This is a genomic window from Pedobacter cryoconitis (genome assembly GCF_001590605.1).
In the GTDB taxonomy this organism is placed as follows: domain Bacteria; phylum Bacteroidota; class Bacteroidia; order Sphingobacteriales; family Sphingobacteriaceae; genus Pedobacter; species Pedobacter cryoconitis_A.
The window spans coordinates 5673789-5696349 of record NZ_CP014504.1 but is presented as its reverse complement, the minus strand read 5'-3'; the positions used below and the strand labels follow the sequence as shown (position 1 = coordinate 5696349).

Genomic DNA, 22561 nt, shown 5'->3' with positions numbered 1-22561 from the left:
TTTTAAAAAAGATGGTTGGTAAATCATATTGAAATTAAAATCTGAAGGCGACTTTGAGACCAGGGTTGAAAGCATTGTATCCATACATAAGTGATTGTGTACCGATTACAGTAGGAGAAATCTTGATAGCCAGGTTATCCCCTATATCAAAATAGGAAAGTCTTGCATCCACATAAGCTTCAACAATATTCACGACATATAAACCTGCGAAAGAGAAAATAATAACTTCTTTATTTCTCCGGTATACATCTTTTGCGGTTATTAGTCCCGCAGTACTGATATTCGCAAGCGGGCTACCTTGTGTAGGCTGGTCATTATTTGCTGCCCTGAACTGAAGCTCAGTCAGGTATTCGTGATATTTATTGTTATTCTGAATGAAAGATATAGCCAGTAATGTACCACCTGTATAAATTGCAGCTATTTTTATACCGCGATAGACAGTTAATCCATTTCCATACTGTCCCCAGCCTGGGATCAGTGCAGATCTGATTGCTGCCTTTCTGCCAGCAATACGGCCAAGATTTACATAACCCGTATCCGCTTTAACCGGAGTACGTTTAAGACTATCACCTTTTACACTAAATTTTTCCTGTCCGCTAACTGCAAAAACAGTGCAGCAAAACAAGACCGATAACAGTAGGTTTTTTGGCATTACCAATCTAATAATTCTAATATTCTGCTCAGGTCATCATCAGAGACAAAGGGGATTTCAATTGCACCCTTGCCATTCTCACCAACTTTAAGTTTCACTTTAGTCGCAAATCTTGAAGCCAGGTCTTTTTGTAATTTCTGATATTCGAAAGACACGCCTGATGGCTGTCTTGCATTTTTAGGTTTCAGCTGAAGACTATTGATACTGCGAACTAGTTCTTCCACTTTACGTACAGAAAGCCCCTTGTCAAGAATTTCCTGATGGATAAACAATTGCTTGTCTGTTTCTTCCACACTAATCAGCGCACGTGCATGTCCCATAGAGATTTTCTGATCACGGATCGAGATCTGTATTGCAGGGGGTAATTTTAGCAAACGCAGGTAATTGGTAACTGTTGACCGGTTTTTACCAACGCGCTCTCCCAACTGCTCCTGCTTCAGGTTACATTCTTCCAGCATACGCTGAAAGCTCAGTGCAACTTCAATTGCATTTAAATTTTCACGCTGAATATTCTCGATCAGGGCCATTTCCAGCATCTGCTGATCATTGGCCTCCCGGACATAGGCAGGGATCTCCGTCAACCCAGCTAGTTTAGACGCTCTTAAACGCCTCTCTCCTGAAATTAACTGATAATTTCCTGCTGCAGCTTTTCTGACAGTAATCGGCTGGATTAACCCCTGTACCCTAATGGAATCAGCCAGTTCATTTAATGCAACCTGATCAAACTCAGAACGCGGCTGATAAGGATTGGTCTCGATATCACTGATTTTGATATTGCCAATATTACCTGATTGCGTTTTCTGTTCAGTTTCACTGACCGGGTTAATTGCATTCTTTTGTGGATGAGCCGAATCCGAATCATCTAAAAGAGCACTTAATCCTCTACCTAAACCTGTTTTTCGCTGAAACGATGTCATTAAGTTATATTTAAATAGTTGCAGAAGTCAAACCCTGATTTTCTTTGACCAATCCGTTTTTACGGACAATCTCACGGGCAAGGTTCAGATAATTTATTGCTCCCTTACAATTTGCATCATGCATGATGACCGAAATCCCATAACTTGGTGCTTCACTTAAACGGGTATTTCTTTGTATAATTGTATCAAATACAAGCTCCTGGAAATGCGTTCTTACTTCTTCTACAACCTGGTTAGATAAACGTAAACGTACATCGTACATCGTTAACAGAATACCTTCAATCTCTAATTCAGGGTTTAACCTGTTTTGTACAATTTTTATGGTATTCAATAGTTTACCAAGTCCTTCCAATGCGAAATATTCACATTGAACCGGTATAATAACAGAATCCGCAGCGGTTAAAGCATTGATTGTAATCAGGCCCAGTGAAGGGGAACAATCAATAATGATAAAATCATACTGGTCTTTAATTTTCTCCAGAACGGCTTTCATTTTATACTCCCTGTTGGTCAGATTGATCATCTCAATCTCTGCCCCAACCAGATCGATATGTGCTGGTAATAAGTCAAGATTAGGCGTTTCCGTCTTCTGAATAGCCTCAGATGGTTCTACATCATTAATGATGCATTCATAGATACTATTTTTGATGCTTCTTGGATCAAACCCAATTCCTGAAGTTGAATTGGCCTGAGGGTCTGCGTCTACTAATAAAGTTTTGTATTCTAATACGGCCAGGCTGGCGGCTAAATTTATAGATGAAGTTGTTTTACCTACCCCACCTTTCTGATTTGCCAATGCAATAATTTTACTCATTTATCTTTTTAATAATTACCAATTATTTCCTGAGAATTTGTGAATTAGATCCTTTAGGTATAAAACGCTATTTTTACCTACATTTAGGGGCTTTTTAACAATTAGCTAAGATACAAACTAAATGACAATATTAGTGTTAAACAATAGACTGTTTTAAACATCTTATTAACAATTTTTACATGATCACGATCATTTCCGGCACAAACAGACCTGATAGCAATACGCTGAAAGTCGCAAAATATTATAGAGACACGCTCGCTAAAAAAGGACAAGAGGCTAATATACTAAGTCTGACAGATCTTCCCGCTGAATTAATCATTTCCGATTTATACGGAAAAAGATCTCCGGAATTTAAAAAGATACAAGAAAAAATTACGGCAACAGAAAAATTTGTATTCATTATTCCTGAATACAACGGAAGTTTTCCTGGTGTTTTGAAAACATTGATAGATGCTTGTGACTTTCCGGACAGTTTTTATGATAAAAAAGCCTGCCTGGTTGGGATTTCATCTGGTAAATATGGCAATATCAGAGGAATTGATCATTTTGGCGGCGTATGCAGCTATCTGCACCTGAACGTCCTGCCGCTGCGCTTACATATTCCGGTCATCAAAACTGAGTTGGACGAGCACGGTAATTTCTATAAAGAAGATACTTTAAAATTTACGGGACAGCAGATAGACAAGCTTATTGCTTACTAAACAGCGAAGGATGTCCAGTTTTTCCCTTCATTACCAAAAATAAAATAACCAGGATAAAGCATTTCTGCCATGTCTTCCATAGCCTCTACAAAGGATACAGGATCACTCAAAAAGGCAGAAGTGTCTTCCATCAGATAAACGCGGTTATAAGCTACCGCAGGCCACTCCTTTTCTAAAAGAGCAGGTACCATTCCCATCAATTGCCCCATACCAGTATTGGTTTGATGATAGATCAGTACTTTAGCTTGCTCAACAATTTCAAGCACTTCGCCACCAACAGTCTCAAGGAGCACGTTCAAAACGTGGTTAGGTGTATTATTGGTATCCAGGCATATGACGGGCACTTTGTCCATAAATTTAATCTTATGCAGAATAATATCCACACGCTCCTGCAAATCTTCGCGCAGCGTTTCATCCCCAACATTATTTATAAGTGCATTTAAAAAAGACATATCGATTAATTTATTACTTTGTGCAAAAGTAATATTCCTGATCTGATGCCCCGAATTATAAAAAATATATTTTACACTTTATGCCTGATTACGCTCTATAGCTGCCATTCCGGTACACAGGACAACGATAAAAAAGTCTTTAACCTGAATTTTGACCAGAGCCTGACTTCATTAGATCCCGCTTTTGCACGTAATCAGCCTGCAATATGGATGATGAACCAGCTTTTCAATGGCCTTGTTCAGGCAGACAGTGCACTAAATACGGTTCCTGCAATCGCCAAATCCTGGGAAGTAGCCCCGGATGGGCTCCAGTATACTTTTCATCTGCGCAGTGATGTATATTTTCATGATGATCCCCTTTTCATCCATGGAAAAGGAAGAAAAGTTGTTGCTGCAGATTTTGCCTATAGCTTTAACCGTTTGTCAGATCCTAAAGTAGCTTCTTCCGGAGGCTGGATCTTTAGCGACAAGGTGAAAAACAAAAACAGCTTCCAGGCACTCAACGATACTACGTTAATTATCCATTTAACGAAACCCTTCCCCGCATTCCTCAACCTCCTGACTACACAATACTGTGTAGTTATACCACATGAAGTAGCAGATTATTATGGAAAAGATTTCAGGAGCCATCCGATAGGCACAGGGCCTTTCCGTTTTAAATATTGGAAAGAAGAAGAAATTCTTGTGCTATTGAAAAATGAAAATTACTGGGAGAAAGACAAAGGAAAAAAACTTCCTTACCTGGATGCCGTTAAAGTCTCGTTCATCACAGACAAACAAAGCGCGTTCATGTCCTTTATCAAAAAAGATCTCGATTTCTTTTACAGTGTTGATGGAAGCTACCGTGATGATATTTTAACCAAAAGCGGCCATATGACCAGCAAGTATAAAGGGAAATTCCAGTTAATCAAAGGGGCCTATCTATGTACGGAATATGTTGGGATACTAGTAGACACCTCAAAATCCATTGTCAGAAATTCACCTTTAAGATTTAAAAAAGTACGGCAGGCCATTAATTATGGCATAGATAAAGCCAAGCTGATCAAATATTTGCGCAATAGCACAGGGACTCCTGCAACCTCTGGTTTTGTACCTAAAGGCATGCCTGGCTTTGACAGTATTAAAGTAAAAGGTTACCATTACGATCCTGTAAAAGCTGCACAGTTATTGGCTGAAGCAGGCTTCCCCCATGGAAAAGGGATGCCGGAAGTCACCTTGAGTACTTCTACAACGTACAAAGATCTGATCGAATTTATACAGGGTGAATTAAACGCATTGGGCATAAAAATCAAGGTTGACGTTACACCAAGTTCCAGCTTAAGAGAATTGATGTCTAAGAATGAAGTCAATTTCTTCAGGGGTTCCTGGATTGCCGATTATCCGGATGCAGAAAATTACCTCTCTGTTTTCTATTCCAAAAACCGGGTTCCCTATGGACCTAACTATACCGGATATTTCAATAAAGAATTTGATCGCTTATTTGAACAAAGTTATTATGAGAATGATGCAAAAAAACGTTACATACTATATCAAAAAATGGATAACATGGTTATAGAAAACGCCTCCATTGTCCCTATTTTATATGATCAGTCAGTGACCATGCTTCAAAATAACATCAGCGGCTATCCAATTAATCCATTAAGTGTAATGATCCTGAAACGGGTTAAAAAGAAATAAGGTTAGCTTTTTCAGTCGCAATCTTTGAAGGATTACAAATTGAAAAAGCTAACCTTATTTCTTTTATAATAAATGGGGATTATTGTTTCGGCCCGGCACCTCCGCCTAATCCTCCAGCACCTTCATCCTGTTTCAAGTCATCATTAGAAATCCCTTTTTTCTTTTTTGGAGCAGAAAAAGTAACCTTACCAAACTTGTAACTAAAATTAACCCCAAAAGATCTTAACGGATAATAAATATTCATATTCTGGCGAAAATCAGCTCCTGTATTTTCATTATGAATATGCAGATCTCTTGAAAAGACATTCAATACATTGATACCAATTGTTGCTTTCTTTTTCATGATCTCTTTCTTGAACGCACCACCATAAAAGGCCATTGGTCCCGAAGTACCCTGAAAAGTCCTTCTTGATGCATTGTACACCCCGAAGATCTCCGTATTCCATCCACCTTTAAAAGAGATTGCAGACCTGGCAAATACCGAGTAATTTACAAATACACCAGTACTCTGATTTGTCTGTGAATTTCTTAAATCATACGTATTTAAGCTAAAATTCCCCATCAAAGTCCATTTAGGTAATGGATTATAGGTCGCAAACACATTGGCACCGTAAGATTTATTTTTACCTACGTTGGCATAAGTAGTCAGCTTTTGATCAGGAAAGTACAGACTCTCAATTACGTCCGTAGTAGTACGGTAAAATATAGAAGCATTAATTACAGATCCTTTAATGAAGGTCGAATAACCAAGCTCCACAATATCACTGATTTCAGGATTTAAATTCGGATTACCCTGCTGCTGATTTTCCGGGTCACTCCTGTTTAAGAAAGGATTCAGATAAGACAAACTTGGTCTTTGCATCCTGGTGTTATAACTCAGTTTCAACGTAGAATTCCCCTTCAGTGTCCTGGAGACGATTATACTTGGAAACAAATTCGTATAATTATTATTGAAATTAAGTGAGGAACCAGAAACCCCGCTGATGTCAGTGTATTCCGCTCTTAAACCACCTTTAACATCAAGCAATTTTGCAAGTTTAAAGGTTAAAACACCATAAGCTGCAACAACATTTTGTTTATAATCAAAATCCTGTTCGCTACTCTGATACTTACTTTTTATATCTCTTAGAATTCCTTTAACACCGGTTTCCAATGACATTGTTTTACTAAAAGGATAGACATAATCCGTTTGTAATGTATACTCATTATTTTTACCCGTGTTATCACCATTGACATCAGGAGCCAATGCCGATCCATCCGGATTAATCAGGCGTGTGTTGAATTGAGTTGTATTCCTGCCAAAACTTGCCTGACCGGAAACAGTAAATTCTTCTCCTTCTTTTTTGGTCGTTTTTCTATAATCCGCACTCCAGTCTATGTTATTCAAACTGCTCTTGCTATCAGAAGAACGTACATAAGTCCTCAATATAGTATCCATGATACTGCTGGTCACATTTGAACTTCCTTTTGCACCATTCGAAAAATCATTGTATTTGATATTCGTAGAAAGACTGTTATAAGCATTAATATCATAATCCAGCCCTATACTTCCATTATAAGCATGTCTTTTTGCTTTACTAAACCCGTCCTGAAAGATACGTGATTGCTGGCTGAAGACCTCATTTTCTAAAACAACCCGTGTATCCTGAGGAATCGCATATTGTCCACCAAAGCTTGAACTGATCCCTAAACGTCCCTTTTTAGCATTTAAACTAAAATTCCCATTATTCTGGCGTGTACCAACTGATAACGAAGCATTACCATTTATCCCCTCAGCAGTTTTCTTTTTGGTGATAATATTAATAATTCCACCCGCACCCTCAGCATCATATTTTGCCGAAGGACTTGTGATCACTTCCACGCTTTTAATTTCTTCTGCAGGAATCATCTTCAAAGCATCAGCAACACTGTTTGACATCGTTCCCGAAGGCTTTCCATTAATCAGCACCCTGACTGCAGAACTCCCGCGCAAAGAAGGGTTTCCATCAATATCAACAGTCACCATTGGCACTTTACGCATTACATCTCCCGCGTTACCACCTGCTGTGGTTACATCCTGCTCCGCATTGTAAACCAATTTATCAATTTTAGTTTCTATCATCGGTGTTTTACCAACAATAGCGACTTCTTTCAAATTGCTTTCCGTACCAGTTAATAAAATATTCCCTAAATTCAGGTCAGGCTTTTCAGGCGTAGTCTTCACCAATATCGTTTTACTTTTATAGCCCATAAAACCAATCAGTAATTTATACTGCTCAGGAGCCACATTTTGCAATACAACTTTCCCCTTAGCATCAGATACACCACCGTTAACCGATTTATTATCTTTAACCTTCACCAGGGATATCGTTGCATAATCAACAGGTTGTTTTGTAGCAGAGTCAATAATGACAGCACTGATCCTTCCGGTTATGGTGACCTTTTGTGCGCCCCCTCCAAGAGTGAATTGGGCATTAACCTGCTGTATTAGTCCCAGAAAGACAAATAGTAGTAGTAGTTTTTTCATAGTTTAGTAGTCGTGTGATTCTGTGTGTGTTGTTTAGTCGCCGCAAATTTAACTTTGTTACGGGCTATTTAAAATTCTTTTTGTCAGTATTATAATTATAACCGGTGAACAGCAGGAATTTACCGGTAATTTATTAAAGATTTCTTTAAAAAAAATGGTTATTAAAGTTTTTACACCTTAATAACCATTCGATAAATAATATATCCTGTTGGATTAAATCACAATATTCACAATACGGCCTTTAACGATAATTACCTTTTTAGGTGTTTTACCCTCCAGATACTTCTGAACCTGTTCATCAGCCAATACAATTTCTTCAATTTCCTTCGCTTCAAGCGCTAAACTCAGGTTTAAGTTTAACCTGGTTTTTCCGTTTACAGAAACCGGATAGCTAAATTCATCTTCTACTAAATGTGCCGGATTGAATTCAGGATAAGCAGTATAAGACAAACTTTCTGTATTCCCTAACAATGCCCATAATTCTTCCGTAATATGCGGTGCATATGGAGAAAGAACAACAACCAGCTCTTGTAAAATACTGCGTTTATTACATTTAAGGTCTGTCAGCTCATTGACGGCAATCATAAAACTGGATACTGAGGTATTGAAAGAAAAACGCTCAATATCATCTTGTACCTTTTTAATAATTTTATGTAATGCCTTCAACTCAGCTTTTGAAGGTTCAGCATCCGATACCGTAAATTCCCAGGAGTCATTGTGAAATAAGCGCCAGAATTTACGAAGGAACTTAAACACTCCTTCAATGCCATTGGTATTCCAAGGTTTACTTTGTTCAAGCGGCCCTAAGAACATTTCGTACATCCTTAAAGTATCTGCACCATAACTGGCAATCAGTACATCAGGATTCACGACATTGAAATAAGACTTAGACATTTTTTCTACCTCTACCCCACAAATATATTTACCATTTTCCAGAATAAATTCTGCGTCGGCAAATTCAGGCCTGAACAACTTAAATTTTTCAATATCCAGGATTTCATTCTCTACAATATTGACATCGACACGTAATGCCGAAGTTTTATAATCGTTCTTCAAACCATGAGAAACCAAAGTATGCGTCCCTTTGCCCGATTCATCTGCTACCCGGTAAACAAAATTAGTCCTGCCCTGGATCATTCCCTGGTTAATCAGCTTTTTGAAAGGCTCTTCTTCTTTGACATATCCCATATCTTTCAGGAACTTATTCCAGAAACGGCTATAAAGCAAGTGGCCCGTAGCATGTTCAGCACCACCGATATATAAATCTACGTCTTTCCAGTATTCAATCGCTTCTTTACCAGCAAAAGCAGTTTCGTTATTGGAATCCATATAACGATACCAGTACCAGCTTGAACCTGCCCATCCCGGCATGGTGCTCAACTCATAATGATATTGATTTTCGTAAGTCCAGTTTTCGGCTCTGCCCAGAGGAGGCTCACCAGTTTCTGTTGGTAAATACTTATTAACTTCAGGTAACAATAAAGGTAATTCCTCTTCCTTGATCAAATAAGGCAGACCGTCTTTAAAATAAACCGGAATAGGCTCCCCCCAATAACGCTGACGACCAAATATTGCATCACGCATACGGAAATTCACTTTCGCTTTTCCTGCACCCTGATCTTCCAGCCACTTATTTAAAGTAGTGACCGCTTCCGTATAAGTCATGCCATTGATGAAACCAGAATTGATATATTTACCTTCTTTAGTACTGTCAGCCTGTACATCAATAGCTGTTTGCGCATCAAGAATCTGAACCACTGGCAAATTAAAATGCTTTGCAAATAACCAGTCACGCTGATCACCACTCGGCACGCCCATTACTGCACCAGTTCCATAACCAGCAAGCACATAATCAGCAATCCATAACTGGATACGCTCACCACTTACCGGGTTCACTACATAAGTACCCGTAAAAGCACCAGAAACTGTTTTAGTATCCGCCATACGGTCTAACTCAGATTTCTTTTTAGTCTGTTCTATATAATTCTTAATCTCACTTACCTGTGCTGGTGTAGTCAATGCTGCGACCAGTTCGTGTTCCGGAGCTAAGACCACATAAGAAACACCAAAGATCGTATCCACACGCGTGGTAAACACTTCAATGTAATCCGTATTGATGGCTGCATCGGTTTCGATTTTGAAGCGGACACTCGCCCCTACACTTTTACCAATCCAGTTGCGCTGCATTTCTTTAACCGGTTCCGGCCAGTCAATCGTATTCAGGCCTTGCAGCAAACGTTCCGCATAAGCAGAAATACGCATGCTCCATTGCATCATTTTTTTCTGTTCTACCGGATGACCGCCGCGTTCAGAGAACCCATCTTTAACTTCATCATTGGCCAGTACCGTTCCTAATGCCGCGCACCAGTTTACTGTACTTTCCTTCAAAAATGTTAAACGGTATTTCAACAATTCTTCCTGCTTTTCTTCTGCGGTCATGTTTGCCCAGTCACTTGGCATGAAATTTTTCACGTCCTCATCACTTGCTGCTTTTACATCAGCACTGCCCGAAGCATTGAATTTTTCAATTAAAGTGCTGATATCTTCGGCGCGGTCTGTTTCCAGGTTATACCAGGAATTGAACAGCTGCATGAACACCCATTGCGTCCACTTGTAATATTCAGGTTCGCTGGTACGTACTTCGCGGCTCCAGTCAAAAGAAAAACCAATCTGATCCAGCTGACGACGGTAAGTACTGATATTCGCTTCAGTTGTTAACGCCGGATGCTGACCTGTTTGTATTGCATATTGTTCAGCAGGTAAACCAAATGAATCATATCCCATCGGATGTAAAACATTGTAACCTTTTAATCTTTTGTATCTTGAAAATATATCGGAGGCAATATAGCCCAGTGGGTGGCCAACATGTAAACCTGCACCCGATGGGTATGGAAACATATCAAGCACATAAAATTTAGGTTTGGCTGATGTTGCCTCTGCTTTAAACGTTTGGTGTGCTGCCCAAAACCCCTGCCACTTCTGTTCTATTTCTTTAAATTGGTAATCCATTACAAAAATCCTTTATATACGGCGAAAATAAAGAAATTAAGGAGGTTTTAGAAGCCTTATCAAAAGAACTTTAGCGATATAAACGATAATCATACCAAACAAGATATTTTACCCGTTTAAAAGGCATCTAGTTTGCATATATTTTTTTATTTTCGCAGAACATAAAATACACCCAACTCATAAAATATGGAAGAATTTGAAGTTAGTGATGCTTCTAAGAAGACGAAAACCATTTATATCTCTACTATATTTAGTATAACCCTGGTTTTGTTGATGCTTGGCGTATTGGGACTACTACTCGTGCATGCAAAGAATCTTTCTAACTATGTAAAAGAGAATATTGTATTAAATATCATAGTTGACGAAGGCGCAAAAGAACCTGATGTTATTCAGTTCAGGAAAGAACTTGATGCTAACCCTGCCGTTAAACAGACAGAATATGTGAACAAAGAAGTCGCTGCAAAAAACCTTACACAAGATTTAGGCGAAGATTTCGTGAATTTCCTGGGTTACAACCCATTGCTTTCTACCGTTGATGTTTACCTTAAAGCTGACTATGCAAACAATAAAAGTATTGATGCACTGAAAGCTACCATCAGTAAAAACCCGGTAGTTAAAGAAGTGATCTATCAGAGTTCACTAATTGATATGGTGAATAAAAACATTAATACCATTGGTTTAATTGTATTGGGATTTGCGGCTATATTACTGGTGATCTCCGTTGCCTTAATCAACAACACCATCAGACTGGCAATTTATTCACAGCGTTTCCTGATCAAAAGCATGCAACTTGTAGGTGCGACAAAAAACTTTATTCGCAAACCCTTTATATTCTGGGCCATGCTTCATGGTTTAATTGCTTCATTTATCGCGATCCTGATCTTGCTTGGGCTGTTATATTACGCACAAAAAGAAATTCCTGAAATCATTATTTTAAGAAATTATACCGAATTTGGTATCGTTCTGCTTGGTTTGGTCGGACTGGGGATTTTCCTGACCGCGCTGAGTACAACCTTTGCAGTAAGCAAATATTTACGTTTAAAAATTTACGACCTTTACAGATAATAACAAATGATCGAGAAAAAAACTAGTCCTGCAACGCAAGACCCTAAAAATGAAATGGTTTTTACAAAAAAGAATTATCAGCTGTTGTTAATCAGTATGGCTATTGTTATTGCCGGGTTTATGCTGATGATTGGAACAACTGACATTTATGATTTTAGAAAAACCCTTCTTGCGCCAATGGTCGTGCTTTTTGGATTTGGATTTGGTATTTACGCAATCCTGAAAAAGTAAGTTTACATGACTCTTATAGATGCCATTATTCTCGCTGTAATAGAGGGACTGACTGAGTTTTTGCCAGTTTCTTCTACCGGCCACATGATCCTTGCCTCTTCCTTTATGGGAATTGCATCCGATCCATTCGTGAAATTATTTACCATTGCCATTCAGCTAGGGGCAATCCTTTCGGTAGTCGTATTATACTTTAAACGTTTCTTCAAAACAATTGGTTTCTACGTTAAACTGCTGGTTGCTTTTATTCCCGCAGCTATTTTTGGATTACTGCTGAGCAAGAAGATTGACCAGATGCTGGAAAGCCCAATGACAGTTGCCATATCATTAGTAGCCGGAGGCGTAATCCTTCTTTTCGTAGACAAATGGTTTAATCAGCCAACTATCCACGAAGAAGAAGAAATCAGCTATCTGACCGCTTTAAAAATCGGATTTTTTCAATGTCTGGCTATGATACCAGGTACATCAAGATCTGGTGCAAGTATCGTTGGTGGTATGTCCATGAAATTAAGCAGAAAAGTAGCTGCTGAATTCTCTTTTTTTCTGGCTGTCCCTACTATGTTTGCAGCAACAGGAAAAAAGCTATTTGATTTTTATAAAGAAGGCAATACCATCAGCCACGATCAGATTCAACTGCTTGTGATCGCTAATGTTATTGCATTTATTGTAGCCTTACTCGCTATTAAAAGTTTTATCGGTTACCTGAACAAACACGGATTTAAAGTGTTTGGATGGTACCGTATCATTGCTGGATTGATCATCATTGTATTAATATATAGCGGGCATAACCTGCAAATAATTTAATGTGTAAATTGCAGCTTAATTTAGATTACCATTTTGAGCGCACAAAAGTTACTGGAAAGAACCTTCAATTTTGCCGAAGGAGAGTTATTACTCATCAATAAACCCTATAAGTGGACGAGTTTTGATGTAGTAGGGAAGATCAGGAATTCATTAAAACCCCTGAAGTTAAAAGTTGGCCATGCAGGTACATTAGACCCATTGGCCACAGGTTTATTGATTTTATGTACAGGAAAACTGACTAAACAGATCGACACCTTTCAGGCAGAAGACAAAGAATATACTGGAACGATGATCCTGGGGGCTACAACACCCTCTTTTGATATGGAAACGGTAGTGGATCAGGAATATCCGCTGACTAATTTAACCGAAGAAGCAATTTATGCTGCTGCTGCACCATTTACCGGTGATATACAACAATATCCACCAGCCCATTCCGCAGTTAAAGTAAACGGAGAACGTTTATATGTTAAAGCCCGCAGAGGTGAAGAACAGGAATTGAGGCTTCGTTTTGTATCCGTACCCGTTTTTGAAATTACCCGTATTGCCTTACCTGAAGTTGATTTCAGAATCGTTTGCAGTAAAGGAACTTATATCAGATCACTGGTTTCAGATTTCGGAAAACATCTTGAAAACGGCGCCTATTTATCTAAACTTACCCGCACAAGAAGCGGAAATTTCTTCTTAGAAGACGCTTTTGAAGTAACTGATCTGGTTGAATACCTTAAAAACAAAAGAGAAGCTGCCGCAGCTGAACAAGCTGATACAAATATCCAATAGCGACCATGCACAATCACCTCAAAAATACTTACTTACGTCATTTAAAAGACTTTACCTTAATCGGACTGGGTATAGTTTCTGCCTGCTTCGGTCTTAAAAGCTTTTTAATGCCAAGTGAGTTTATAGATGGCGGTGTAACGGGTATATCTTTATTGATCAGCACACTGACAGGATTTAAACTTTCCTATCTGATCCTGCTGATCAACATTCCTTTTGTGATTTTAGGTTATTCACAAATAGGTAAAGCGTTTGCCATAAAAACAGCGCTAGCTATTATCACGCTTGCTGTTTTCCTGATTATCCTGCCCTTTCAGCCTGTTACCCATGATAAATTACTGATCGCTTTTTTTGGTGGTTTGTTTTTAGGCGGAGGTATTGGTCTGGCTATGCGTGGCGGATGTGTCATTGACGGAACAGAAGTACTCGCTTTATACATCAGTAAAAATAGCATGCTGACTGTTGGAAATATTATCCTGATCCTTAACATTATCATTTTTGGGGTTGCAGCAATTTTCCTGGATATAGAAACAGCGATGTATGCCATTCTAACTTATTTATCAGCTTCCAAAACCATCGATTTTGTAGTCAACGGACTGGAGCAATACATTGGAGTAACCATTATCTCTGAGAAAAAAGAAGACATCAAGTCATTCCTGATCAATAATATGAAAAGGGGCGTGACTATTTATAAAGGTGAAGGCGGGTACGGAGAGAAAAAAGAAATTGACATCTTATATACTGTAGTTACAAAACTTGAAATGGGTAAACTGCAAAATGAAATCCGCCAGTTAGATCCGGATGCTTTTATTGTGCAGCAGCAGATTTCTGACCTCAAGGGTGGCGTAGTAAAACGACATGCCTTGCATTAATACTAAAGATTTTGAAAATATATAACCACCTTTCCGAATTTAAAAGGTTGAACAACGCAGTTGCAACCATTGGCACTTTTGACGGCGTTCACTTCGGGCATCAGAAAATCATTAACAGGCTTTGCGAACTTGCTAAAAATACTGATGGCGAAAGTGTAATTTTAACCTTTTTTCCTCATCCCCGGTTGATTATCGATCCTGAAAATCAGGACCTGAAAATGATCAATACCATTGAAGAAAAAGCAGAAATATTAGCGGCCCTGGGCGTTGACCATTTGATCATTACTCCATTTACCCGTGATTTTTCCAACATGAATCCGGCGGAGTATATCAAGAATATCCTGGTAGACACCATTGGCATCAAGCAACTGATTGTTGGTTACGACCACCGTTTCGGAAAAGACCGTTCAGGAGGTATGCTCGACTTAGTTGCTTTTTCAAAACCCTATGGTTATGAGATTGAAGAAATTAAGGAGCAGGATATTAATGATGTTGCTGTCAGCTCTACCAAAATCAGGAAATCATTGCTAGAAGGACAAGTTGGTTTAGCGGCAGAATACCTGGGTTATAATTTCTCTTTATACGGACCAGTAATTAAAGGAGATAAAATAGGACGTACCATTGGCTTTCCAACAGCGAACATATTTATTGAACAGCCTTATAAAATCATTCCATCCGATGGGATATATGCCGTGACCGTTGAAATGGAAAATGAGACTTATAAAGGAATGGCTTACATAGGTCAGCGCCCAACTATTAATGGAATGACCAGGAATATAGAAGTCAATATCTTTGATTTTAACAAGGAAATCTATGGCCAGTATATCAGAATGAACTTCATGGAATTCCTCAGACATGATGTGAAATTCACCGGACTGGAAGCGCTTAAAATACAACTACAGCAAGATAAAGAAGATACATTAGCTTATTTTGCACAGCAGCGCTAATTCAAATATGTGTCATCTTTACTCAAAATAAACGTCAATTCATTAAAGAAAACGCCTCTTTTTTTGTATATTTACAATAATGAGGCGTTTTTTAATGATTATCACAATCTTTTTCATTACAAATTTATGCTTTGCCTTAAAGCCTGATCGTATTCAGGCTGCCTGTAGACCAGCTTTAGAAATTAAGGCGATTTCGCTTCATCATCAGTTCAATAAAACACAACACGAAGACGTATCGAACTTAAATGGAGATGATTTTAAACATCCTACTGTCGTACAACAAAGCTTAAATAAACAATCTGTAGTCAGTTTACAGTTGTTTCGTCTGCCCGAGAGCAAAACGGTCAGGAATACGCCTTTCCGGGCTTATAACCGACAAACCTGCTTCCATTATAATTTCATATACGATTTCTTGTATCCTAACCATGTTTTCTGGTAGCGTCTTCGTCACGATACCAAAACCCCGTTTTTTTACAATTAAATATTATGTATGCTACACCTACCCGTATTAATAACTGATTTAGGCTTAATACTCGCAGCAGCTGGAATTACAACCCTGCTTTTCAAAAAAATCAAACAACCACTCGTACTCGGTTATATTCTTGCCGGCTTATTAGTTGGCCCCCATATTAATTTTATCCCTACCGTAACCGACAATGAAAGTATCCATATCTGGGCTGAAATCGGGGTTATCTTTTTGCTGTTTAGTCTTGGGCTGGAGTTCAGTTTCAAGAAACTGGTTAAAGTAGGCGGATCAGCTTCCATTACCGCTATTGTCGAAGTCGTTTGCATGCTGCTCATCGGTTTTGTTGCAGGAAAGGCCATGGGCTGGAAAACAATGGATAGTATTTTCCTTGGTGGGATTCTATCTGTTTCTTCCACAACCATCATTATCCGTGCCTTTGAAGAGCTCGGCGTTAAACATAAGAAATTTGCCGGCCTGGTTTTCGGTGTCCTGATTGTAGAAGACCTCGTTGCTATCCTTTTACTAGTGCTGCTTTCTACATTGGCCGTGAGCCAGCAATTTGCCGGAGCAGAGATGTTTTTCTCTATCCTGAAGCTATTGTTCTTCCTGATCCTATGGTTCATCGGTGGTATCTTCCTGGTTCCTACCTTCCTGAAAGCCACAAAAAAACTCATGAACGACGAGACGATGCTGATTGTCTCCATCGCATTATGTCTACTGATGGTATTACTTGCCGTTAAAGTTGGGTTCTCTCCGGCTTTGGGTGCATTTATCATGGGATCTATCCTTGCTGAAACTACGCAAGCAGAAAAAATTGAGCATCTTACTAAATCTGTAAAAGACCTTTTTGCAGCTATATTCTTTGTTTCTGTGGGAATGCTGATTGATCCGGGTATCCTGATCGACTATGCTGTACCTATCCTGATCATCACGATCGCTACTGTTCTGGGAAAATTCTTAAGTTCAGGATTAGGCGCATTACTTTCAGGACAGCCCTTAAAAACATCTGTACAAACCGGGATGAGTTTAGCTCAGATCGGTGAATTCTCCTTTATTATCGCGACCCTTGGGCTTACCCTGAAGGTAACCAGTGATTTCCTCTATCCAATCGCGGTAGCTGTCTCTGCCATTACGACCTTTACCACGCCATACCTGATCAAAGCATCAGAGCCCTTTTACCTCTTCCTGGAGCGTACCCTTCCAAAAAGCTGGGTAGCTGCCATCAACAGATATAGTTCCAGTACTGCTGGGATCACGACTATGAGTGACTGGAAAACATTGTTAAAGTCATATACTTTCAATACAATTATCCACTCTGTAATTTTGATTGCCATTATCTTTTTAGGCTCCCGGTATCTGCATCCCTTTATCACAAAAAACCTCATTAACGGCAATAAAGGTATTATCATCAGTCTGATTATTTCCCTGATCTTCATGGCTCCCTTTTTATGGGCACTGGCCATCCGGAGAATTGAAAGGAAAGCACACTCTCACTTATGGCTGAATAAAAAATACACCCGCGGGCCACTCATCGCGCTGGAAGTTTTAAGAGTCGCCCTGGCAATATTTGCCGTATGCTTCCTGATCTTCCAATTCTACAATACCTGGGTCGCTATGGTGATTGCCCTGATCCTGATTGTTAGCGGGATGATCATTTTCAGCAGGAAACTACAAGCTTTTTATGACCGTTTAGAACACCGCTTCCTATACAACCTGAATGCAAGAGAAGAACAGAATAAACAGCCCGAAATATTACCCTGGGATACCCACTTAACAGAATTGACCATAGCTCCTGAATCCGCTCTTGTTGGAAAATCCCTGATTGAATTAGCAGTCAGAGAAAAGTACGGTGTAAACATTGCACTGATCGAGAGAGGCAATATGATGATCCCGACTCCCGGGCGTGATGAGCGGCTTTATCCAAACGACAAAGTCATGCTGATTGGTACAGACGACCAGCTGGCAGCAGTCGGAGAGCTCTTTAAGGGTACAAACAATGATAACCAGGAAAGCGCATTCCCCAAAAAGGATATGACACTTCAGAAAATTGTGATCAATGCCTCTTCCCCCGTATTTGCCCAAACCATCCGGGAATCCGGTATCCGCGAAAAAACACAAGGCCTGGTTGTTGGCATCGAGAGAAATGGCATCAGGATCCTTAATCCCGATTCAGATCTCGTATTTGAGAATGAGGATATCGTATGGATTGTAGGGAACAATAAAAAGATCCCCGACCTGCTCAAGAAAGTTTAAACCAATTAATTTTCCGTTTGTTCAATTAAAAAACTAGATTCGTTAAGCCTGATTCCTGCTCAAGAACAGGATTCAGGCTCAACTACTAACCAATGAAAATAGACCAGGAAAAGAGTGACTTTTTAGATGAAATGCTTGACCACTGGCAGGAAGAAAACCTGCTCACCCCTGCCGACATCCAAAAGCTGAAAGCTAGCTATGAGGCGAAGTCATTTGATTGGCGAAGGCTGGCACAATACTCTTTCTGGGTTGCAATGGCCTGTGGTGTCATCTCACTCGGAGCCCTCTTAATTGACAATAAATTCCTCGACTACTTAAAAAATCTTTACGATACCCCCGACAGTATTATCAGCTTACTCTCTGCCGTAGGCGCGGGCATCCTTTACAAAATAAGCTTTACCCGAAAGAAGACCATGCCCATGCAGGTATTCAGTAATGACGCCATTATTTTCACCGCTGTCATGCTCACTGCCAATGCCATTGCCTACCTCGGTAAAACCTTCGATAAAGGGGACGGACACTTCTCCATCCTGATCTTGCTCTCCGTATTCATCTACGGTATATTGGCCTACCTCTTCAAATCCCGCCTCATCTGGATCTTCGTATTAATTTCCCTTGGTGCCTGGTTTGGAACTGAAACCGGCTACATGTCACGTGACAACCTCTACTTCCTGGGCATGAATTATCCCCTGCGTTTTGTCGCTTTCGGGCTTGTCCTGACAGCAATCTCTTTATCCCTGAAAAACGTAAAAATCTTCAGGCAATTTTACGATACCACCTACATCTGTGGTATGGTCTACCTTTTCGTATCCCTATGGCTAATCTCTGTATTCGGTAACTTCGGCACCCTCGATAAATGGTATGCCATCAAACAAATCAGCCTTTTCTACTGGGCCATTATTTCGGCTGTTGCCTGTGTCGCCAGCATTTTCATTGGACTCAAATACCGTGACGACATTGCCCGTGAATTCGGAATTACCTTCCTGTTCATCAACCTCTACACCCGTTACTTTGAATACTTCTGGGACAGCTGGCATAAAGCCCTTTTCTTTAGTGTTCTTGCTGCATCCTTCTGGCTGATCGGCCGTAAAGCCGAAAAGATCTGGAACGTTGAATTCCTAAAAAAATAACCCATTGAAAATCCCCCCTATAACCAGTCCTTATAAAAGCAGGAGATCCTCCCTACTATTCATCCTGTGCCTGATCCTAACCCTATGCAGTAAATCAACTGCCTTAAACGCACAGGAAAAACATACTGACAGCTTAAAAACAGACTTTACAATCTTCATTAAGCTCTTAAAAAACAATTATCCATCCCTCTATCGCTACAACAACCAGTCAAAGATGGATGCTCTACTTGACAGCACCTATAACACCATTCAACCAGGCACTACAGATTTTGAATTTTATAAACTCTTAAAAAAGATACTCAGTACTATTAAAGACGGTCATTTATACTGTAGCCTTCCACCAACCCTGCAAAAATACCGTAAAGAAAAAGCCAGATTCTTTCCACTGAGACTCTACTTCACCGAATACCATACCTACCAGGCAAACCTTGGCAATGCTCAAATACCTGCAGGCTCAGAAATCCTGACCATAAACAATCAATCAATTGAACTGATCAGAAAAAACGTAATGGAATACATCGTTTCTGACGGAAACATTCAGACCAAAAAATTAAAAATATTAAATGACTTCTTTTACTTCTACTATTACTTATCCCAAGGTGAACAATCCCTTTACGCGATTAAAATCAAAACCCCGGACGGAGCCATAAAGCAAATCAAAATTACTGGGAAGCCAGAAAAAGAGCTCGTCGGCGATGAGAATGAGAATAAACCTGCAAAACACCTGCAATTAGCAATCAAAGACAATAACACAGCCATCCTTACACTTAAAAGCTTTGAGAAATCACAACTGGAAAAAACCGGAGAAAACTTCCCGGAATTCCTGAAAAAATCCTTTGCTACCCTTCATCAAAAAGGAATAAAAAAACTTATTATAGACCTACGTGGAAACACAGGAGGCAGAGATACCTACGGCCCGCTACTCTATTCTTACTTAACACAACAACCATTTCAATATTATAAAAGACTGACTGCAGCCACAACAGACCTTCCATACGATGAATTTAAAAGCAGTATATCCTCCTACAATAACCTCAACAAAGAGATGTTATTAAAAACCAGCCCGCACAACTATCAGCTAAAAAACACAGCTCACCCTAACCTACAGCATACCCATCCACAACCAAATAACTACAAAGGAAAACTTTGGCTCTTAATCGATGGCTTATCATTTTCAACAACAGCAGAATTCTGTGCTATAGTATCCAGTAACAACCGCGGGAAATTTATCGGAGAAGAGACCGGCGGCACTTACGAAGGCAATACATCCGGTGTACAAATAGAGTCTACACTCCCTCATAGTAAAATCCAAATCTCCTTCGGTACCATCAAATACGATATGGCAGTAAAGCCCGCAAAAAAAAAAGCAAGAGGGATCATACCCCAGTACAAAATCCAGCAAGACATCAGCGGGAAAGCAGATAGTCAATTAAATTATGCGCTGAAACTAACTAAAAAATAATTGAAATTATTAGTCCAATAAGCGATCCCGATAGTTAGCCATTAAATAATATTCCTGGCGATCCAACAAGCAATCCTGGTTATGAAGGTACTGTAACTATTCGCTATATTGTTCCATCACAAATCGGAACTGCAATAGTTGAATTAGTAGATCGTGATGGTAATGTCATTGCTAGTGGTCATGGATTATTTTAAATTTAATGAACAAGAAAAATATAGTTTTAGGAATTTTAATCATCATTGGAATCTTATTAGTATGGTTCAACATCTATCTCTATACGAAAGATCCACAAAACAAAGGATTACATCAATCCAATTTGCTGCTATTATTATCAAGTACTTTAGCCATAATTTTTTTAAGAAATCATGTCCTCAGATATCTCTTACTTAATACAGTGATGATGATTTCAATTTTATATTACTTTATAATGTGATCAACAAGCAATCCTGACAGCAATCCTAATAGCGATCCAACAAGCAAGTCTTAAAGCAATCCAACGGTAAAACTCCTTAACAATCTTGAAAGGCAGGAATCAATTCGATTACCTTTTTATCCCGTATAGCTATCATCAGAGCTTTAAATATCACCATAGTTCTGATTTTTAAATCTGTAATAACTTTATACACTAACCAGACAGATAATAGTTTGATTATAAAAGAATCCTATTACAACAAGGTATTTGGCTGTGTCTGGTTGCAGTTTGATACGGGTTTGATACGGGTTTGATACGGGTCGAGGCGTTTCAAACCCGTATCAAACCCGTATCAAACCCGCTTCAAACTGCTGGACAACATAGCCAGTAACCCGCTTAAAACCTGTTTTAAAAGAATGCAGACTAGTACCTGAATAGTAACAGAAATACAGCTGAACAGCTGTAAACAGGCATAAAGACAAAGTATTTCAGAAAGGAGTATAAAAGATGTTTTCTGTGAAATCAGAAAACAGGAAGAAATAGTTATTTCTTGCAGGCAGGAAAGATCAAACAAGCAAACCTGATAGCTCTCCAACAAGCAAACCAACCGCGTCGTCACGCTTGTCTTCCTTGTAGCGCAATCCTATTGTTAACCCATATAACCTTACTTTTCGAAAATAAAAAACCTGGTATGTGTTTTCCAGACCTCATTCCCGTTCGGGGAATGCCAGTCGGAAAACACATACCAGGTTTTTTATTTCCCTAAGTACACGAGCCCCAGTTTAACAACATGATAAGCGGAAAGTGCGAAAAATAGCAACGCGATCGCCCTATTAACCACATAACTACTTAAAGCAAATTTAGTTTGAATATATTGCGCAAACCTTGCAAAACCATACAAAGCCACAGCAGCGCCAATCCCCGACCCGATACTAAACACCGTCAAAGACAAATACCCAATATCAATCCACTCATGAGAAATCAAGTAAGTCCCCACAAACAACCAATAAGGAATCTGCATCGGATTCAGCACCCCAAGTAACATCCCATACCTGATACTATCCTTCTTCGAATAATCAGCCTTAGGCATTTCCTTCCTTGAACGCCACGTAATCACCCCCAAAACAGTGAACATCACAATCATCACCACATCAATATAATTGCCAACCTTGATCTCACTCGACAACCACTGCACAAACCTCATTACACCAAACGTGAACAAAACCTCAACCGCAGAAAAAGCAAGAATAAAATACAAAGCCTGTTTTATCCCACGTGTAATAGTAATCTGTACCACCGTAAGGTTGATATTTCCAGGTGGAATATACCCTATCGAATTTAGAATTATCCCGAGGAATAAGGTTAGAAAAAGCATGCGCTAATATAAAAATTTAATTAATCCGTATTATTTATCAAAAAA

The 22561-nt window shown here is 39.3% G+C and carries 19 protein-coding genes; 12 read left to right on the top strand and 7 right to left on the bottom strand.

The genetic code is table 11. From position 1 onward, the window contains the following. Positions 1–34: 34 nt before the first annotated feature. Genes AY601_RS24110 through AY601_RS24100 form a run of 3 tightly spaced genes read right to left on the bottom strand, consistent with a single transcriptional unit; the run spans position 35 to position 2383 of the window. Positions 35–652: a DUF5683 domain-containing protein gene (locus AY601_RS24110; RefSeq protein WP_068406278.1), complete on the bottom strand. Its 618-nt coding sequence runs from the start codon at positions 650–652 to the stop codon at positions 35–37. Then, complete coding sequence (locus AY601_RS24105; protein WP_068406275.1) at positions 652–1569, bottom strand: ParB/RepB/Spo0J family partition protein; 918 nt, start codon at positions 1567–1569, stop codon at positions 652–654. Before AY601_RS24105 ends, AY601_RS24110 begins: the two co-directional genes overlap by 1 nt. Positions 1570–1579: 10 nt before the next feature. After that, the gene (locus AY601_RS24100; RefSeq protein WP_068406272.1) at positions 1580–2383 is read right to left on the bottom strand and encodes a ParA family protein; all 804 of its coding nucleotides are present in this window, start codon (positions 2381–2383) and stop codon (positions 1580–1582) included. A gap of 179 nt (positions 2384–2562) precedes the next feature. Here AY601_RS24100 and AY601_RS24095 point away from each other — a divergent pair, with 179 nt between their 5' ends. Further along, complete coding sequence (locus AY601_RS24095; protein WP_068406271.1) at positions 2563–3084, top strand: NADPH-dependent FMN reductase; 522 nt, start codon at positions 2563–2565, stop codon at positions 3082–3084. On the opposite strand, the gene AY601_RS24090 is transcribed toward AY601_RS24095, so the two are convergent. Beyond that, positions 3081–3536, bottom strand: a complete 456-nt coding sequence (locus AY601_RS24090; RefSeq protein WP_068406268.1) for a hypothetical protein — start codon at positions 3534–3536, stop codon at positions 3081–3083. The two genes, AY601_RS24095 and AY601_RS24090, sit on opposite strands and share 4 nt — an antisense overlap. A 45-nt stretch (positions 3537–3581) precedes the next feature. Between AY601_RS24090 and AY601_RS24085 the strand changes: the two genes are divergently transcribed. Beyond that, positions 3582–5213, top strand: coding sequence for an ABC transporter substrate-binding protein (locus tag AY601_RS24085; RefSeq protein ID WP_068406265.1), 1632 nt, complete (start codon positions 3582–3584; stop codon positions 5211–5213). A 79-nt stretch (positions 5214–5292) separates the two neighbouring features. Here the strand turns inward: AY601_RS24085 and AY601_RS24080 are convergent, their stop codons facing one another. Both AY601_RS24080 and leuS read right to left on the bottom strand, forming a co-directional pair. After that, entirely contained in the window at positions 5293–7719 is a 2427-nt protein-coding gene (locus tag AY601_RS24080; protein ID WP_068406262.1) for an outer membrane beta-barrel family protein, read from the bottom strand. A gap of 213 nt (positions 7720–7932) precedes the next feature. Then, positions 7933–10728 carry a leucine--tRNA ligase gene (leuS, locus tag AY601_RS24075; protein ID WP_068406259.1) on the bottom strand — a complete coding sequence of 932 codons (2796 nt, stop codon included), beginning with the start codon at positions 10726–10728 and terminating at the stop codon, positions 7933–7935. A gap of 186 nt (positions 10729–10914) precedes the next feature. Between leuS and AY601_RS24070 the strand changes: the two genes are divergently transcribed. The 10 genes from AY601_RS24070 to AY601_RS24025 all read left to right on the top strand — a co-directional run bounded on the left by AY601_RS24070 (position 10915) and on the right by AY601_RS24025 (position 20729). Continuing rightward, on the top strand, positions 10915–11793 hold the full coding sequence (locus AY601_RS24070; RefSeq protein WP_068406256.1) for a cell division protein FtsX: 879 nt from the start codon (positions 10915–10917) through the stop codon (positions 11791–11793). Between the two features lie 6 nt (positions 11794–11799). Further along, positions 11800–12024: a DUF3098 domain-containing protein gene (locus AY601_RS24065; RefSeq protein ID WP_068406252.1), complete on the top strand. Its 225-nt coding sequence runs from the start codon at positions 11800–11802 to the stop codon at positions 12022–12024. Positions 12025–12030: 6 nt separating this feature from the next. Further along, positions 12031–12825: an undecaprenyl-diphosphate phosphatase gene (locus AY601_RS24060; RefSeq protein ID WP_068406250.1), complete on the top strand. Its 795-nt coding sequence runs from the start codon at positions 12031–12033 to the stop codon at positions 12823–12825. Positions 12826–12849: 24 nt separating this feature from the next. Next, positions 12850–13602, top strand: a complete 753-nt coding sequence (truB, locus tag AY601_RS24055; protein WP_420480565.1) for a tRNA pseudouridine(55) synthase TruB — start codon at positions 12850–12852, stop codon at positions 13600–13602. A 5-nt stretch (positions 13603–13607) separates the two neighbouring features. Further along, entirely contained in the window at positions 13608–14471 is an 864-nt protein-coding gene (locus AY601_RS24050) for a YitT family protein (RefSeq protein ID WP_068406243.1), read from the top strand. Positions 14472–14482: 11 nt separating this feature from the next. After that, complete coding sequence (locus tag AY601_RS24045) at positions 14483–15418, top strand: bifunctional riboflavin kinase/FAD synthetase (RefSeq protein WP_068406240.1); 936 nt, start codon at positions 14483–14485, stop codon at positions 15416–15418. A 94-nt stretch (positions 15419–15512) separates the two neighbouring features. Then, entirely contained in the window at positions 15513–15857 is a 345-nt protein-coding gene (locus tag AY601_RS24040; protein ID WP_157288085.1) for a hypothetical protein, read from the top strand. A gap of 51 nt (positions 15858–15908) precedes the next feature. After that, a complete protein-coding gene (locus tag AY601_RS24035; RefSeq protein ID WP_068406233.1) occupies positions 15909–18137 on the top strand; it encodes a cation:proton antiporter in 2229 nt (742 codons plus the stop codon). 92 nt (positions 18138–18229) lie between these two features. Next, the gene (locus tag AY601_RS24030) at positions 18230–19267 is read left to right on the top strand and encodes a DUF2157 domain-containing protein (protein WP_068406230.1); all 1038 of its coding nucleotides are present in this window, start codon (positions 18230–18232) and stop codon (positions 19265–19267) included. Between the two features lie 214 nt (positions 19268–19481). Beyond that, positions 19482–20729: a S41 family peptidase gene (locus AY601_RS24025; protein WP_068406226.1), complete on the top strand. Its 1248-nt coding sequence runs from the start codon at positions 19482–19484 to the stop codon at positions 20727–20729. Between the two features lie 1166 nt (positions 20730–21895). Here the strand turns inward: AY601_RS24025 and AY601_RS24015 are convergent. Then, positions 21896–22516: a LysE family transporter gene (locus AY601_RS24015; protein WP_068406220.1), complete on the bottom strand. Its 621-nt coding sequence runs from the start codon at positions 22514–22516 to the stop codon at positions 21896–21898. Between the last annotated feature and the right edge of the window lie 45 nt (positions 22517–22561).

Excerpts from the sequence above, each read along its gene's own strand:
- AY601_RS24110 (WP_068406278.1), bottom strand. The coding sequence starts at position 652 with ATGCCAAAAAACCTACTGTTATCGGTCTTGTTTTGCTGCACTGTTTTT.
- AY601_RS24105 (WP_068406275.1), bottom strand. The coding sequence starts at position 1,569 with ATGACATCGTTTCAGCGAAAAACAGGTTTAGGTAGAGGATTAAGTGCT.
- AY601_RS24100 (WP_068406272.1), bottom strand. The coding sequence starts at position 2,383 with ATGAGTAAAATTATTGCATTGGCAAATCAGAAAGGTGGGGTAGGTAAA.
- AY601_RS24095 (WP_068406271.1), top strand. The coding sequence starts at position 2,563 with ATGATCACGATCATTTCCGGCACAAACAGACCTGATAGCAATACGCTG.
- AY601_RS24090 (WP_068406268.1), bottom strand. The coding sequence starts at position 3,536 with ATGTCTTTTTTAAATGCACTTATAAATAATGTTGGGGATGAAACGCTG.
- AY601_RS24085 (WP_068406265.1), top strand. The coding sequence starts at position 3,582 with ATGCCCCGAATTATAAAAAATATATTTTACACTTTATGCCTGATTACG.
- AY601_RS24080 (WP_068406262.1), bottom strand. The coding sequence starts at position 7,719 with ATGAAAAAACTACTACTACTATTTGTCTTTCTGGGACTAATACAGCAG.
- leuS (WP_068406259.1), bottom strand. The coding sequence starts at position 10,728 with ATGGATTACCAATTTAAAGAAATAGAACAGAAGTGGCAGGGGTTTTGG.
- AY601_RS24070 (WP_068406256.1), top strand. The coding sequence starts at position 10,915 with ATGGAAGAATTTGAAGTTAGTGATGCTTCTAAGAAGACGAAAACCATT.
- AY601_RS24065 (WP_068406252.1), top strand. The coding sequence starts at position 11,800 with ATGATCGAGAAAAAAACTAGTCCTGCAACGCAAGACCCTAAAAATGAA.
- AY601_RS24060 (WP_068406250.1), top strand. The coding sequence starts at position 12,031 with ATGACTCTTATAGATGCCATTATTCTCGCTGTAATAGAGGGACTGACT.
- AY601_RS24050 (WP_068406243.1), top strand. The coding sequence starts at position 13,608 with ATGCACAATCACCTCAAAAATACTTACTTACGTCATTTAAAAGACTTT.
- AY601_RS24040 (WP_157288085.1), top strand. The coding sequence starts at position 15,513 with ATGATTATCACAATCTTTTTCATTACAAATTTATGCTTTGCCTTAAAG.
- AY601_RS24035 (WP_068406233.1), top strand. The coding sequence starts at position 15,909 with ATGCTACACCTACCCGTATTAATAACTGATTTAGGCTTAATACTCGCA.
- AY601_RS24030 (WP_068406230.1), top strand. The coding sequence starts at position 18,230 with ATGAAAATAGACCAGGAAAAGAGTGACTTTTTAGATGAAATGCTTGAC.
- AY601_RS24025 (WP_068406226.1), top strand. The coding sequence starts at position 19,482 with ATGGATGCTCTACTTGACAGCACCTATAACACCATTCAACCAGGCACT.
- AY601_RS24015 (WP_068406220.1), bottom strand. The coding sequence starts at position 22,516 with ATGCTTTTTCTAACCTTATTCCTCGGGATAATTCTAAATTCGATAGGG.